Origin of the sequence: Bradyrhizobium sp. R2.2-H (genome assembly GCF_004346455.1) — a bacterium.
GTDB lineage: Bacteria > Pseudomonadota > Alphaproteobacteria > Rhizobiales > Xanthobacteraceae > Bradyrhizobium > Bradyrhizobium diversitatis.
Genome location: NZ_SMBR01000001.1, coordinates 729,963 through 744,965, shown reverse-complemented (window position 1 = coordinate 744,965; position 15,003 = coordinate 729,963). Strand labels below are relative to the sequence as shown.

At 65.0% G+C, this 15,003-nt stretch carries 12 protein-coding genes and 1 pseudogene; 8 read left to right on the top strand and 5 right to left on the bottom strand.

What is annotated here, in order from left to right; translation table 11 throughout:
• On the bottom strand, positions 1–987 hold the full coding sequence (locus EDE08_RS03550) for a phosphotransferase family protein (protein ID WP_131867201.1): 987 nt from the start codon (positions 985–987) through the stop codon (positions 1–3).
• A complete protein-coding gene (locus EDE08_RS03545) occupies positions 984–1,772 on the bottom strand; it encodes an enoyl-CoA hydratase/isomerase (RefSeq protein ID WP_131867199.1) in 789 nt (262 codons plus the stop codon). The genes EDE08_RS03550 and EDE08_RS03545 overlap by 4 nt, the downstream gene beginning before the upstream one ends.
• Positions 1,773–1,963: 191 nt before the next feature.
• Between EDE08_RS03545 and EDE08_RS03540 the strand changes: the two genes are divergently transcribed.
• From EDE08_RS03540 to EDE08_RS03520, 6 genes and pseudogenes are all read left to right on the top strand, one after another.
• Positions 1,964–2,743, top strand: a complete 780-nt coding sequence (locus EDE08_RS03540; RefSeq protein WP_131867197.1) for an SDR family NAD(P)-dependent oxidoreductase — start codon at positions 1,964–1,966, stop codon at positions 2,741–2,743.
• A 111-nt stretch (positions 2,744–2,854) separates the two neighbouring features.
• On the top strand, positions 2,855–3,235 hold the full coding sequence (locus tag EDE08_RS03535) for a VOC family protein (RefSeq protein ID WP_131867195.1): 381 nt from the start codon (positions 2,855–2,857) through the stop codon (positions 3,233–3,235).
• 308 nt (positions 3,236–3,543) lie between these two features.
• Positions 3,544–4,821, top strand: coding sequence for an acyl-CoA dehydrogenase family protein (locus EDE08_RS03530; RefSeq protein ID WP_131867193.1), 1,278 nt, complete (start codon positions 3,544–3,546; stop codon positions 4,819–4,821).
• A 172-nt stretch (positions 4,822–4,993) separates the two neighbouring features.
• Complete coding sequence (locus EDE08_RS03525; protein ID WP_131867191.1) at positions 4,994–5,611, top strand: flavin reductase family protein; 618 nt, start codon at positions 4,994–4,996, stop codon at positions 5,609–5,611.
• A gap of 17 nt (positions 5,612–5,628) precedes the next feature.
• A pseudogene (locus EDE08_RS38960) lies at positions 5,629–5,886 on the top strand (GNAT family N-acetyltransferase); the annotation flags it as partial.
• A gap of 42 nt (positions 5,887–5,928) precedes the next feature.
• Positions 5,929–6,357: a GFA family protein gene (locus EDE08_RS03520; RefSeq protein WP_502700567.1), complete on the top strand. Its 429-nt coding sequence runs from the start codon at positions 5,929–5,931 to the stop codon at positions 6,355–6,357.
• 90 nt (positions 6,358–6,447) lie between these two features.
• On the opposite strand, the gene yghU is transcribed toward EDE08_RS03520, so the two are convergent.
• Entirely contained in the window at positions 6,448–7,323 is an 876-nt protein-coding gene (gene yghU / locus EDE08_RS03515) for a glutathione-dependent disulfide-bond oxidoreductase (protein ID WP_131867187.1), read from the bottom strand.
• Positions 7,324–7,691: 368 nt separating this feature from the next.
• Between yghU and EDE08_RS03510 the strand changes: the two genes are divergently transcribed.
• A complete protein-coding gene (locus EDE08_RS03510; protein WP_131867185.1) occupies positions 7,692–8,825 on the top strand; it encodes a nitronate monooxygenase in 1,134 nt (377 codons plus the stop codon).
• Positions 8,826–8,963: 138 nt separating this feature from the next.
• A complete protein-coding gene (locus EDE08_RS03505; RefSeq protein ID WP_131867183.1) occupies positions 8,964–10,469 on the top strand; it encodes an acetyl-CoA acetyltransferase in 1,506 nt (501 codons plus the stop codon).
• A gap of 151 nt (positions 10,470–10,620) precedes the next feature.
• Here EDE08_RS03505 and EDE08_RS03500 read toward each other — a convergent pair whose 3' ends face one another.
• On the bottom strand, positions 10,621–11,817 hold the full coding sequence (locus EDE08_RS03500; RefSeq protein WP_131867181.1) for an efflux RND transporter periplasmic adaptor subunit: 1,197 nt from the start codon (positions 11,815–11,817) through the stop codon (positions 10,621–10,623).
• Positions 11,804–14,983 carry an efflux RND transporter permease subunit gene (locus EDE08_RS03495; protein ID WP_131867179.1) on the bottom strand — a complete coding sequence of 1,060 codons (3,180 nt, stop codon included), beginning with the start codon at positions 14,981–14,983 and terminating at the stop codon, positions 11,804–11,806. Before EDE08_RS03495 ends, EDE08_RS03500 begins: the two co-directional genes overlap by 14 nt.
• Positions 14,984–15,003 lie beyond the last annotated feature (20 nt).

The following is a 15,003-nucleotide window of genomic DNA, read 5'->3' as shown; positions in this document are numbered from 1 at the left end:
TCAGCTCCCGCGCGGCGCCAGGAGCCGCAACAGATCGATCTCGGTTTCACTCGCGCGGCGGCCGATCATGGCCCGTTCCATCGAATGGTCGGGTCCCTCGCGGAATCGCTGCATCATGCCGCCGCACATGATGCCCCAGCGCAAGGTGCCCATCACTTCCCAGAATTTTACGCGCGCTGCGTCGACCTTGCGGCCCGCCGCTTCATAGCCGGCGAACAGCTCCTCGCGCGGGCCAAAACCGCCGACCGGCTTGTCGATCTCCCCGAAGCGCCACGAGTTGACACAGACCCAGCCGAGATCTTCCATGGGATCGCCGAGATGGGCGAGCTCCCAGTCCAGCACCGCGCGCACGCCCTCGGCGCCGATGATGAGATTGCCGTTGCGGAAATCGCCATGCACCAGCGTGGTCTCGGGCGCGGGACCGGGATCGTGGTCGCGCAGCCAGCGCAGCGCCAGCTCGAACACCGGCTTGGGCCAGTTCAGGCTGCGATAGTCGCGCTCGAATTCGGCGATTTCCTGGGTCGCGCCCCGGATGCGCAGTTCGGGCAATCTGTCCTGCGGCAGCCTGTGAAGGGCCGCAAGAATGCCGCCGATCTGCCGCGCCAGAAGCGGCCGCGCCGTGGCGTATTCGTCGTCGCGCAAAATCTTGCGCGCGATGGTCTCGCCCTCGACCCGCTGCATGATGAAGCCGGTGCCGAGATCGTCTTCCGGCACCAGCACATGCATCACGCGCGGTGACGGCACACCGGCCTCGTAGGCGAGCTGCATCAGCTGCGCTTCCGCGGCAAGACCCGCCGCACGCGTCGGTGCTGCGCCGTAGCCCTTCGGTGAGCGGCGGAGGATCGCGCCGATCGGTCCATCGGGATGCACGATGTCGAAGCGCCAGGTTTCCTGGCTGGCGCCGCCGGACAGCTTGGCCGCTCCAGTGACGCCGCTCGCCCCGCTGCACCAGCGCGCGACGCTTCGAGAGAGTTCGACCTCGATCATTTGCCTTTGAACTGCGCGGGCCGCTTCTCGAGGAACGCGCCGACGCCCTCCCGGAAGTCCTGGGTGTCGCCGGCACGGAGCTGGCACTGGAACTCGAGATTCAGCTGATCCTCGAAGGAATTTTCCGGACTGTCCCAATAGAGCTTGCGGATCAGCGACAGTGCCACCGTCGGGCCGCTCGCTAGATCGCGCGCGAGCTTCATCGCCTCCTCCATCAGCACGCCGTCGTCATAGACGCGGTTGACGAGCCCCCATTCCAGCGCCTTCTCGGCCGGAAGCCGCTCGCCCATCAGCGACAATTCGATCGAACGCGCGCGGCCGACGAGCCGCGGCAGCAGCCAGGTCGAGCCGCAATCCGGCACGAGGCCGATGCGGCGGAAGGCCTGCAGGAAATATGACGAGCGCGCGCACAGGATCATGTCGCCGAGCAGCGCGAAGCTCATGCCGGCGCCGGCGGCGGGACCGTTGACCGCGGTGACGATCGGGCAATGCAGATTGCGGATGCGGCGCAGGAAAGGGTGGAAGCCGGTTTCCAGCGTCAGGCCGGCCTTGGTCTTCTTCGACTGATTGTTGCGGCCCTGCAGATTCGCACCGGTGCAGAACGCGCGGCCCGCGCCGGTCAGCACCACGCAGCGCACCTCGTCCCTCTTCTCCTCGATCGCATCGAGCGCCTCGGCAAGGCCACCCAGCATGTCGACGGAGACCGCGTTCATCACCTCCTGATGGTCGAGCTTGAGGATTGCGACCGCGCCATCGAAATCGAGCGTGACGTGTTTGAACTGCATGGTTTCCTCGTCGGTTGCGGCTTGCGACAGTTTCGCAGACCGGAATTACTTTTTGCCGGGGCGCATATTTGATTTTTGTCGCGACCTTGTCCATGGTGATCGGCGCATGGCAAGCAATCTTGTGCGCAGCGGCTGATGCTGCAGCATGCCAGGATGACTTGCCGAGACCTTGCCAATAGCAGGAAACGCGCATGAACCTTTTCGACCTCTCCGGCCGCGTCGCCGTGATCACCGGCGGCAATGGCGGCATCGGGCTCGGCATCGCCCAGGCGCTCGCGGCCCAGGGCTGCAACGTCTCGATCTGGGGCCGCAATGCGGACAAGAACAAGGCTGCGGCCGCCAGCCTGGCCGGCCTTGCCGGCAAGGTCGACACCCGCGTCTGCGACGTCACCGATCCCGCGTCGGTCAACGCAGCGATGAAGGCGACGCTCGATGCGTTCGGCCGGGTCGACGGCTGCTTCGCCAATGCCGGCATCGGCGGCGGCGGCCGGCGCTCCTTCATCGAGCGCACCGAGGAGGAATGGCGCACGATGTTCGCGACCAATCTGGACGGCGTGTTCCACGCGTTCCAGGCCGCGGCGAAACACATGACCGAGCGCGCCAATGCCGGCGATCCCTTCGGCCGCCTCGTCGCGACCTCGAGCCTCGCCTCGATCTTCGGCACCGCGCGCAACGAGCACTATGCGGCGACCAAGGCGGCGATCAACGCGCTGGTGCGCGCGCTCGGCGTCGAGCTGGCGCGCCACGGAGTCACCGCGAATGCGATCCTGCCGGGATGGATCAAGAGCGACATGACGGCAGGGCTCATGGCCAACGACAAGTTCGTCGGCAACGTCATGCCGCGGATTCCGATGCGGCGCTTCGGCGAGGCGTCCGATTTCGGCGGCATCGCAGTGTATCTGATGAGCAAGGCCTCTTCTTATCACACCGCGGACACGTTCGTGATCGACGGCGGCTATACGGCGTTTTGATCTTTCGAGTACCGCCGGATGGAGCGAGGCGCGATCCGGGACGGCCAAAGCAAAACAGACCCGGATTTCGCTACGCTCCGTCCGGGCAACAAACTCTGAGGGAATGGGCAAATGTTCTCACACGTCATGATCGGCACCAACGACCTCGACAAGGCCAAGACGTTCTACGACAATCTGCTGAGCACGCTCGAGGTCCGGCCAGCCAGGGTCGACGGCCATCGCATCTTCTACATCACCAAGACCGGCGTGTTCTCGGTCTCGAAGCCGATCAACGGCGAACCGGCGACCTGCGCGAATGGCGGCACGATCGGCTTTGCCTGCGGCTCCCCGGAGCAGGTCGACGCCTGGCACGCGGCTGGTGTCGCAGCCGGCGCAAAATCCATCGAGGATCCGCCAGGGGTGCGTCAGGGCCCTGGCGGCAAGCTCTATCTCGCCTATCTGCGCGACCTCGACGGCAACAAGATCTGCGCGATGCACCGGATGCCGAACTGAGCTGGCTCCAAACTCGGTGTCGTCCCGGCGAACGCCGGGACCCATAACCCCAGGAAGCGGTTATGGGACAAGTTGGTCACTCCGAGTCTTCGCCAAACGTCTCCCTGTGGCTGGGTCCCGGATCTGCGCTTCGCTTGTCCGGGACGACACTGGAGAGAGTTCTCCAGCCTCATTCAAACAACATTTCAAACGACCTCGCGATATTCCATCGCGTGGCACGGCTCGGCGCGAACAAATGCGCGCTCGCACTTTGGCCTCACTGGCACTATTCTGCCGCCAGAACGATCTCAGCGTCCCCGGGAGGAACAATGACAAAACACGCCTACATTCCCCGCACCACCAACTACACTCTCAATCCCGGCGACGAGCTCAACGACCTCCGGATGTCGGACCAGGTCCGTCCGCTCTATGACCACGTCAAGAAGTTCATCCGCGACACCGTCGAGCCGATGTCGATCGAGTTCGCCAAGGCGGGCGAAGGCAAGGAGGATCGCTGGAGCTTCACGCCGAAGCAGCTCGAGGTGCTGGAGAAGGCCAAGAACAAGGCCAAGCAGGAAGGTCTCTGGAACTTCTTCCTGCCCGATGACGAGACCGGCCAGGGCCTGAAGAACCTCGACTACGCCTATATCGCCGCCGAGCTCGGCAAGAGCCCGCTGGCCTCCGAGACCATGAACTGCTCCGCGCCCGACACCGGCAACATGGAGGTGCTGGAGCGCGTCGGCACCAAGGAGCAGAAGGAGAAATGGCTGAAACCGCTGCTCAACGGCGAGATCCGCTCGGCCTATGTCATGACCGAGCCGAACGTCGCCTCCTCCGACGCCAAGAACATCTCGACCACCGCCAAGCTCGTCGGCGACGAATGGGTCATCAACGGCGAGAAGTACTACATCTCGGGTGTCGGCGATCCCCGCTGCAAGATCCTGATCGTGATGGTGAAGACCAATCCCGACGCGGCGCCGAGCAAGCAGCAGTCGCAGATCCTGGTGCCGCGCGACACGCCCGGCGTCGAGGTGCTCGGCCCCATGCACGTGTTCGGCCAGGACCATGCCCCGCGCGGCCACATGCACATGCGTTTCAACAACGTGCGCGTGCCAAAGGAGAACATCCTGCTCGGCGAAGGCCGCGGCTTCGAAATCTCGCAGCTCCGCCTCGGCCCGGGCCGCATCCATCACTGCATGCGCACCATCGGCAAGGCCGAGAAGGCGCTCGACCTCATGGTGCAGCGCGGCCTCACCCGCGAGGCCTTCGGCAAGAAGATCGCCCATCTCGGCGGCAACATGCAGATCATCGCGCAGGCGCGCTGCGAGATCGAGGCGATGCGGCTGATGGTGCTGAAGGCCGCCAAGGCGATGGACGTGCTCGGCAACAAGGAGGCCCGCGTCTGGGTCTCCATGGTCAAGGCCATGGTGCCGGAGCGCGCCTGCAAGATCATCGATCAGGCGATCCAGATGCACGGCGCCACCGGCATCTCGCACTGGACCCCGCTGGCCGAAATGTATCAGGACGTGCGCCACCTGCGCTTTGCCGACGGCCCGGACGAGGTGCACTGGATGGTGGTCGGCCGCCACGAGCTGAGCATGGCGTAAGGGTCTCTCCCTCTCCCCGTTCTTACGGGGAGATGGTTGGGTGAGGGGTCTCTCTCCGCACTCGCGATCGCTGAGGCACCTGTACCCCCTCACCCGAATTCGATCTTCGATCGAATTCGACCTCTCCCCGCAAGCGGGGGAGAGGTGAAGAAAGCAAGCCCCTGGAGCCATCATGGACTACGCCGCCAGCGACCTGACGCCACGCGAGCGCTACAAGGTGCTGACCTCCTTCATCTTGCCGCGGCCGATCGCGTGGGTGACCTCGCTCGGGCCGACCGGCGTGGTCAACGCCGCCCCGTTCAGCTTCTTCAACGCCTTCTGCGAGGATCCGCCGCTCTGCATGTTCGCGGCGAACCGCAAGCCGAACGGCGAGGACAAGGACACGTTCCTCAACATCCAGCGCACCGGCGAGTTCGTGGTCAACCTCGCCGACGAGCCGCTGGCGAAAGCGATGCACGAGAGCAGCGGCGATTTTCCGCCCGAGATCGGCGAGCCCGACTATCTCGGCCTGAAGCTGGCGCCATCCACCAGCATCGCGGTGCCGCGCCTCGCCGACACGCCATGGGCGATGGAGTGCAAGCTCTGGAAGCTGATCGACGTCAACGATGATCGCCGCCTGATCATGGGCGAAGGCATCCACTTTCACATCCGCGACGAGCTCTGGGATCCCGAGGCGATGCGGGTGCACATGGAGCGCTATCACCCGATCGGCCGCATGTTCGCCGACCGCTATTGCCGCACCGATGATCGCGTGGTGTTTCCGGCGGCCGAAGGCGCCAAGACCAGATAACCGAACCCGGGAGCGAGATGATGCCGGAAGCTTTTCGCGACAACGAAGAACGCAGCCGGTTCGAGCTCGACGTCGACGGACCAATCGCCTTCGTGACGTACCGCAAGACCGACAGTGCGATCACGCTGGTGCACACCGAGGTGCCGCCGGAACTGGGCGGCCGCGGCATCGGCTCGAAGCTCGGCCGCGCCACGCTGGATGCGGTACGGGCGCAGCGACGCAAGCTTTCGGTCGAGTGCGATTTCATCCGCAATTTCATGCGGAAAGATCCCGGCTACAACGACCTCCTGGTGGATGACGGGGACACGCATGCCGAGCTGCAGCCGAGCTATCGTGCCGGCTGCTTCTGCGGCACCGTGGAGGTCGAGGTGACCGGCAAGCCGATGTTTGCAGGCTATTGCCATTGCGCCGACTGCCAGGCGTGGTCAGCGGCGCCGATCAACGCGTTCAGCCTGTGGAAATCGGACGGCGTGCGCATCACCAAGGGCGAGGCGGAGCTCGGGACGTTCAACAAGACCGAGCATTCCTATCGAAAGTTCTGCAAGCGCTGCGGCGGCCACGTCATGACCGAGCATCCGCGGATGCGGCTGATCGATGTCTACGCCAATCTGCTGAAGGGATACCAGCACCAGCCGACCCTGCACGCGAACTACGCGAGCAAGATGGTGTCGGTCCGGGATGGCCTGCCGAAATATGCCGACCTGCCGGCGGAGCTCGGCGGCTCCGGCGAGATGCTGCCGGATTGACCGTAGGGCGGATTAGCGAAGCGTAATCCGCCGAACACATGCGGGACGAAGAATGGCGGATTACGCCTACGGCTAATCCGCCCTACGCAGTTACGTCGCCGGTGCGAGCTTGTCCTGCGTCCTGGTCTCGAAATCGCTCGCGTCGTGCCGCTCGTGGAGCTGGCTGGCGGGATCGCCGGAGATGCGGTTGACCATGCGGCCGCGCTTCACGGCTGGACGCTTGGCGATCTGGTCGGTCCAGCGCTGCACGTTCTTGTAGTCCTGCACCGAAAGGAATTCGCCGGCGCCATAGACCAGCCCCTTGGCGAGCGCGCCATACCAGGGCCACACCGCCATGTCGGCGATGGTGTATTCCTTGCCCGCGAGATATTCGTTGTCGGCGAGGCGGCGGTCGAGCACGTCGAGCTGGCGTTTGACTTCCATCGCGAAACGATCGATGGCGTATTCGATCTTGAATGGCGCGTACGCATAGAAATGGCCGAAGCCGCCGCCGAGATACGGCGCGCTGCCCATCTGCCAGAACAGCCAGGACATCGCCTCGGTGCGTGTCTTGATGTCCTTCGGCAGGAAGGCGCCGAACTTCTCGGCGAGGTAGAACAGGATCGAGCCGGACTCGAACACGCGGATCGGCTCGGGTCCGGAGCGGTCCATCAGCGCTGGAATTTTGGAGTTCGGATTGATATCGACGAAGCTGCTGCCGAACTGATCGCCGTTGCCGATCTTGATCAGCCAGGCGTCGTATTCAGCGCCCTTGTGGCCGAGCGCCAGGAGCTCCTCCAGCATCACCGTCACCTTCACCCCGTTCGGCGTCGCCAGCGAATAGAGCTGCAAGGGGTGCTTGCCGACCGGCAGCTCCTTCTCGTGAGTGGGCCCGGCGATCGGGCGGTTGATGCTGGCGAATTGCCCACCGTTCTCCTTGTTCCAGGTCCAGACTTTGGGCGGCACGTAGGCGGGGGCATCGGTCATGCGGGGCTCCGGGAAAAAGGATGCGTCTGCATTAATTAGCCCGCGATCGGCCGATGGCAAGCCCTCCTAGACGCATTGCCGGGCGGGGCATCTCACCGTTTCGTCATGGCAAGCTCCCTCCCCGTCATTCCGGGGCGCCCGCAGGGCGAGCCCGGAATCCATCGGGCCGCCAGGAATGCTCTGAAAAAATGGATTCCGGGCTCGTCGCTTCGCGACCGCCCGGGATGACAGAGGGCAGGCAGCAGCGCAACGTCTACACGCAAGATGCATCGCCGAATCCGGCGTGGCATCGCGCGTGTCGATCGGCTAGCGTCACTTTGCTTCCTGAGCGAAAGCAACGCGAACGCAAAAGCCGCCGGGAGAGAGCCATGAAATCGCCGATCTGCGACATGCTGGGTATCGAGTTCCCGCTGCTCGCCTTCAGCCATTGCCGCGATGTCGTTGCCGCCGTCAGCCGCGCCGGCGGCTTCGGCGTGCTGGGCGCGACCGTGCACACGCCTGAGACGCTCGAACGCGAACTGGCATGGATCGATGCGCATGTCGACGGCAAGCCCTACGGCATCGACGTGTTGATACCCGAGAACATCTCGACCGCGGGCGAGAAGGACGTCACCTGGAAGAGCCTGGAGGCGCGGGTGCCGCAAGAGCATCGCAACTATACGCGCGACCTCCTGAAGAAGTACGACATCGAACTGATCACCACGGAGGTCGCGGACGACCAGCCGCAGCCGTTCGATGCCAAGACGGCGCTTGAGCTGCTCGAAGTCTCTTTTCGTCATCCGATCCGGCTGATCGCCAACGCGCTGGGCGTGCCGCCGAAGGCGATGATCGAGATGGGCAGGAAACACTGCGTCCCCGTTGCGGCACTGGTCGGCGCCAAGGAGCACGCGCTGCGCCAGGTCGCGGCCGGCGTCGACATCCTCGTGGTGCAGGGCACCGAGGCCGGCGGCCATTGCGGCGAGGTCTCGACCATGGTGCTGGTGCCGGAGGTGATCAAGGCGATCAGGAAGATCCGCGACGTGCCGGTGCTCGCGGCCGGCGGCATCATGACGGGACGGCAGATGGCCGCCTGCATGGCGATGGGCGCGGCGGGCGCGTGGACCGGGTCGGTGTGGCTTGCGACCGTCGAGGCCGAGACCACCGAGATCTTTCGCGAGAAGATGATCGCGGCCTCCTCGCGCGACGCCGTGCGCTCGAAGGGCCGCACCGGCAAGCCGGCGCGGCAACTCCGCTCGGTCTGGACCGATGCCTGGGATCGCGCGCCGGAAAGCCCCGGCGCGCTGCCGATGCCGATGCAAAGCATCATCAGCCGCGACGCCTTCCATTCGATCGACCGCGCGGCGGCGAGCGGGAATGCGAGGGCGCGCGATCTCGTGAGTTACTTCGTCGGCCAAGGCGTCGGCCTTGTCGACAGCGTGAAATCAGCAGGCGCGGTGGTGCAGGAATTCAAGGAAGAATTTGCGGAAGCCGTCGAGCACATGAATGCGCTGGTGGCGGAGTAGGTGTAGACCCTCATGGTGAGGAGGCGCGCAAGCGCCGTCTCGAACCATGAGAGCCCGCGGCCCATCCTTCGAGACGCCTGCTTTGCAGGCTCCTCAGGATGAGGTCGAGATTTCTGAAAGAGCAAAGAAGCAAGAACAATGACTGTTTCCGAAGACCGCATTCCCGTCATCGTCGGCATCGGCGAGATCGTCGATCGACCGAAGGAGATCACCGACGGCCTCGAGCCGCTCGACCTGCTCGAACAGGCGCTGCGGCGCGCCGAGGCCGATGCGGGCGCAAGACTGCTCGGCGAGGTGCAGTCGCTCGACGTCGTCAATTTCCTGAGCTGGCGCTATCGCGATCCCGAGCAGCTTTTGGCGCAGCGTCTCGGCATCTCGCCCGCGCATTGTTATTACGGCCCGGTCGGCGGCGAGAGTCCGATCCGCTACATCCACGAGGCCGCAAAGCGCATTGCGCGCGGCGAATGCACCGTGGCGGCCGTGTGCGGCGCGGAGGCGCAGTCGACCGCGACCAAGGCGGAGCGTGCGAGCGTCGATCTGCCATGGACCCCGTTCGCCCATGACGTCGAGGAACCCAAGCGCGGCGCGGCGTTCCAGAAGCCGCTGGCGGTCAAGCTCGGCGTGTTCCGTCCCGTCACGGTCTATCCGTTCTATGAGGCGGCCTCCTCTGCCCATTGGGGCCAGACGCCGCGAGAGGCGATGGCCGAGTCCGGTGTGCTGTGGTCGCGTTATTCCGAAGCCGCCGCGCACAATCCGAATGCCTGGCTGAAGCGGTGCTATACGCCCGAGGAGATCACGACGCCGACCGCCGACAACCGCCTGATCGCATGGCCCTACAACAAGCTCATGGTTGCCAACCCGAGCGTCAATATGGGCGGCGCGCTGCTGCTCACCAGCCTTGCCAAGGCGCGCGCCGCGGGGATTCCCGAGGATAGGCTGGTCTACCCGCTCGGCGGCGCCTCGGCGGAGGAGCCGCGCGACTATCTGCTGCGGGACCAGTTTTACGAGAGCCATCCGCAGAACGCGGTGCTGAACGCCGTGATGGACCTCTCCGGCGGCGACGGCAGAAAGTTCGATGCGATCGAGCTCTATAGCTGCTTCCCCTGCGTGCCCAAGATGGCGCGGCGGACGCTTGGGCTCGGCGACGACGTGCAGCCGACCGTGACCGGCGGCCTCACCTTCTTCGGCGCGCCGCTCAACACCTACATGACGCATGCGGCCTGCGCGATGGTGCGGCGCCTGCGCGGCGGCGCCGAGCTCGGCCTGCTCTACGGCCAGGGCGGCTTCGTCACCAAGCATCATGCCTTGGTGGTGTCGAAGACCCCGCCGCGCGAGGCGCTGGTCCAGGAGACGAGCGTGCAAACGGAGGCTGACCGCAACAAGCGCGCGGTGCCGGAGTTCGTCACCGAGGCCGGAGGCAAAGGCAAGGTCGAGAGCTTTACGGTGCTCTATGGCCGCAGCGGCGATGTCGAGCACGGCGTGGTGATGCTGCGCACCGAAGACGACCGGCGCACGCTGGCGCGGATTCCGGCGACCGACGGCGCGGCGCTCGCGCATCTGCTCGACATGGACCGCACGCCGGTCGGCTCAATCGGCGAGGTCGCGATGGCCGCGGATGGCGTGCCGGAGTGGCGGATGGCGTGATCTCGCTCTCGTGTCCCGGACGCGGTGCGGCATGTAATGCCGCTCCGCAGAGCCGGGACCCAAAAAGGCAGCACGGCACAGAAGGAGAGATGGGCCCCGGCTCAGCAGCGCATCATTGCATGCTGCGCCGCGTCCGGGGCACGAGACCACCCTAGCTCTTCGGTGCCTGCTTCTCAGACGCCGTTGCCGGCTTACCCTTGGCACCGACGACGCGCACCTGATCGCCATCCGAGAGACCATCCGGCGGGGCGGTGATGACGCGATCGTCCGGCGCAATGCCCGACGCGAGCTCGATTTCCCGGCCGAGATCACGCGCGATCGTCACAGGCTTGAACAGCACCTTGTCGTCCGCACCGACGGTCGCAACACGCAGGCCGCTGCCGTTGAAGATCAGGGCGCTGGCGGGGATGCTGAGCGGCGCGGAGTCGCGCTGGAGGCTGAGCTTCACGCTGGCATAGCCGCCGGGCATCAACTCCCCTCTGGAATTGTCGAGCCCGAGCTGCATGCGCGTGGTGCCGGAGGCGACGTCGACGGCCTGCGATGAAGCCTCCACCGTCGCCTGAAAGGTCCGGTTGGGATATTCCGGCAGCGTGATGATCGCCTTGGCCCCGATCTTGATCGCCGGCACGTAGTTCTGGGGCACGTTGACGTAGACGCGCAGCTTGGTGATGTCCGAGATCACGAACATCGCCGGGCCCGAGCCGCCGCCGGCATTGATGAGCGCGCCGACGTCGGTGTCGCGCGCGGTGACGACGCCGTCGAACGGCGCCGTGATCTTCTTGTAGCCGGCGAGCGCTTCCAGCCGTTCGACATTGGCCTGCCCCGAATTGACGGCGGCCTTCTTGTTGGAGAGGTCGGCGGTGCGCTCGTCGATCTCCTGCGCGGAAACGAAGTTGGAGGCGACCAGCGTCTTGCGCCGGTTCAGCGTTGCCTCCGACAGCCTGGCGCTGGCCTGCTGGCTGGCGAGGTCGGCGCGGGCTTGCAGCAGCTGCTGATCGAGGTCGGGCGCCTCGATCTCGGCAATCACCTGGCCGGCCTTGACGCGCGCGCCGATGTCGGCGCTCCACCTCGTCAGGTAGCCCGACACGCGCGCGAAGATCGGGGCGCGGTAGTAGGCTTCCAGCCGGCCCGGCAGCTCGATGGTGGCGTTGAGTTCCTTGGCATTGGGCAGCGTCACTGCCACGCTGGGAATGGCCTGGTCGTCAGTCCATTCTTTCAGCTTGGAGCCCTGCTCCTCGCGGGCTCTGATGCCCGTGCCCACGACGAGGCCTGCCGCAATCAGCGCCACCACGCCGAAGATGCCCAGTTTCCGGTGCGAGACCGGGGAGCGGGGTTCAGTGGGCGACATGCGGAGTCTCCAATGAGGCGGCGGCTTCGGCGCCTTGTTTCTTGTGAACCATGCTGAACACCACGGGAACAAACATCAGCGTGGCGAAGGTTGCAAAGATCAGGCCGCCGATCACGGCCCGGCCGAGCGGTGCATTCTGCTCGCCGCCCTCACCCAACCCGAGCGCCATCGGCGCCATGCCGATGATCATGGCGAGCGCGGTCATCAGCACCGGGCGGAACCGGACGAAGCCGGCTTCGAGCGCCGCGGCGATGGGATCGCCGAGTTCCTCGTAGCGCTCGCGGGCAAAGGAGATCACGAGCACGCTGTTGGCAGTGGCAACCCCCATGCACATGATGGCGCCGGTGAGCGCCGGCACCGACAGCGTGGTCTCGGTCATGAACAGAATCCAGACGATGCCGGCGAGCGCGGCCGGCAAGGCGGTGATGATCACGAACGGGTCGGACCAGGACTGGAAGTTCACGACGATCAGGAAGTAGATCAGCACGACGGCCCCGAGCAGGCCGAACAGCAGGCCGGTGAAGGCGCTGTTCATGGTCTGCACCTGGCCGAGCAGCACCACGGAAGAGCCCTTCGGCACATCCTTCGCGGTGTCGGCGATCAGCTGGCGGATGTCGGCGGCAACCGCGCCGAGATCGCGGCCCGAGGTCGTGGCAAAGATCTGCACCATGGACTGGATGTCGTATTGCGAGACCACGGCGCTCGAGGTCAAGCGCTTGATGTCGGCGATGCCGCCGAGGATCGGCGACTGCGCATTGCTGGCCGCGGTGATCGGCAGGGTCTGCAGCGCACTGAGCGAGTCGATCTGGTATTGCGGCGTCTGCATCACGATCGAATAGGACACGCCGTTGTCGGGATTGAGATAATAAGTCGGCGCCACCTGCGAGGAGCCGGCGAGATTGACCACGAGACTGTTGGTGACGTCGCGCTCGGTCAGGCCGACATATTGCGCGCGGGTTCGGTCGACATCGATGTTGAAGGTCGGGTTGTTCGGCGACTGCTGGATGCGCGCATCGGCAACGCCGGGAATCTTGCGGACCTTCGCCAGCAGGCTGTTGGCATAGGCGAAATTCGCGCTGACATTGGCGCCGCGGATTTGCAGGTCGATCGGCGCCGGCGCGCCGAAATTCAGGATCTGGCTGACGATGTCGGCCGGCAGGAACGCAAAGCTCACGCCTGGAAACAGCCGCGGCAACTGCTCGCGCAGCACGCGGACATGCTCTTCGGTCGGCTTGTGGCCTTCCTTCAGCTTGATCTGAATGTCGCCGTCCTGCGGGCCGATCACGCCGGTGTTGTTGTAGGTCATGTTGATACCGGAGATCGGCATGCCGATATTGTCGGTCATGGTCTCGATCTCGCCCGGGATCAGCTTGCGCACCGCCTTTTGGACATCGGCGAGCTGGTTGGCGGTCTCCTCGACTCGGGTGCCTACTTGCGTGCGGACATGCATCAGGATGTTGCCGGCATCGACGGCTGGGAAGAAGTTGCGGCCGAGGAACGGCACCAGCGCGAAGGACGCGCCGACGATGCAGATGAAGCCGATGACGAACACCGCCCGGTGCGCCAGCGCCAGGCCAAGGAGGCCGCGATAACCACCACGGATGCGCTCGAACCGCGCCTCGAATCCGCGCTGGAACCAGACAAAGGGATTGCGCGATGCTGGGGGCCCGCCCTCGTGATGGACATGCGCCTTGAGCAGATAGTTCGCCATGGTCGGCACCAGCGTGCGCGACAGGATGAACGACCAGATCATCGCGAACATCACGGCTTCCGCCATTGGCACGAACAGGAAGCGCGCGACGCCTGAAAGGAAGAACATCGGCACGAACACGATGCAGATGCAGAGCAGCGACACGAAGGCCGGCGTCACGATCTGGTTGGCGCCGTCGAGGATGGACTGCTCGACCGGCTTGCCCTGCTCCAGATGGTAGTTGATGTTCTCGATCGTGACCGTGGCGTCGTCGACGAGGATGCCGACCGCGAGCGCGAGGCCGCCGAGCGTCATGATGTTCAGCGTCTCGCCGATCGCCGACAGCATGATGATGGCGCCCAGAACGGACAGCGGGATCGAGACCGCGATGATGATGGTCGAGCGCCAGCTGCCGAGGAACAGCAGGATCATGACGCTGGTGAGCAACGCCGCGATCACGCCCTCGAAGGCGACACCCTGGATCGCGCCGCGGACGAACACCGACTGATCACCGATGAAGCCGATCTTCAGTGCGTCGGGCAGCTGATCCTTGACGTCGATGACCTTCTGCTTGATGCCGGCGATGATATCGAGCGTCGATGTCGCGCCCGCCTTCAGCACCATCATCAGCACCGAGCGGTTGCCGTCGACATGAACGATGTTGGTCTGCGGCGGATTGCCGTCTCGCACGGTCGCGACGTCTCGCACATAAACCATGGCGCCGTTGACGGTCTTGATCGGCAGATTGCCGAGTTCCTCGATCCGGAGCGGCGAGTTGTTGAGCTGGATGTTGTACTCGAACTGGCCGATCTTCTGGGTGCCGACCGGTGTGATCAGGTTCTGGGCAGCCAGCGCATTGGCGACGTCCTGGCCCGAGAGGCCGCGGGCCTGGAGCGCGGTAGGATTGAGATCGATCTGGACCTGGCGCTGCTTGCCGCCGAACGGATAGGGAATCGCCGCGCCCGGCACGGTCACCAGAGGTGTGCGGAGCTGGTTGATGCCGATGTCGGCGAGGTTCTGCTCGGTGAGGCCGTCGCCCGACAGCGCCACCTGGAGGATCGGCACGGTGGAGGCGGAGTAATTCAGGATCAAGGGTGGCGTCGCGCCCGGCGGCATCTGCTTGAGCAGCGTCTGCGAGATCGCGGTGACCTGCGCGTTGGCGGTGCGGATGTCGACGTTGGGCTGGAAGAAGATCTTGATGATGCCAAAGCCGTTGTAGGAATTGGCGACGATATGCTCGATGTCGTTGACCGTGGTCGTCAGCGCGCGCTGGAACGGCGTGGTGATACGGCCGGACATCTGGTCCGGCGGCAGCCCTGTGTACTGCCAGACCACGCCGATGACGGGAATACGGATATCCGGGAAGATGTCGGTCGGGGTTCGCAGCGCCGCGAGCGGTCCGATGATCAGCAGCAGCAGCGCCAGCACCACGAATGTATAAGGCCGGCTCAGGGCAATACGGACCAGAGCAATCATGCGCCAGGCAATTCCAGGTC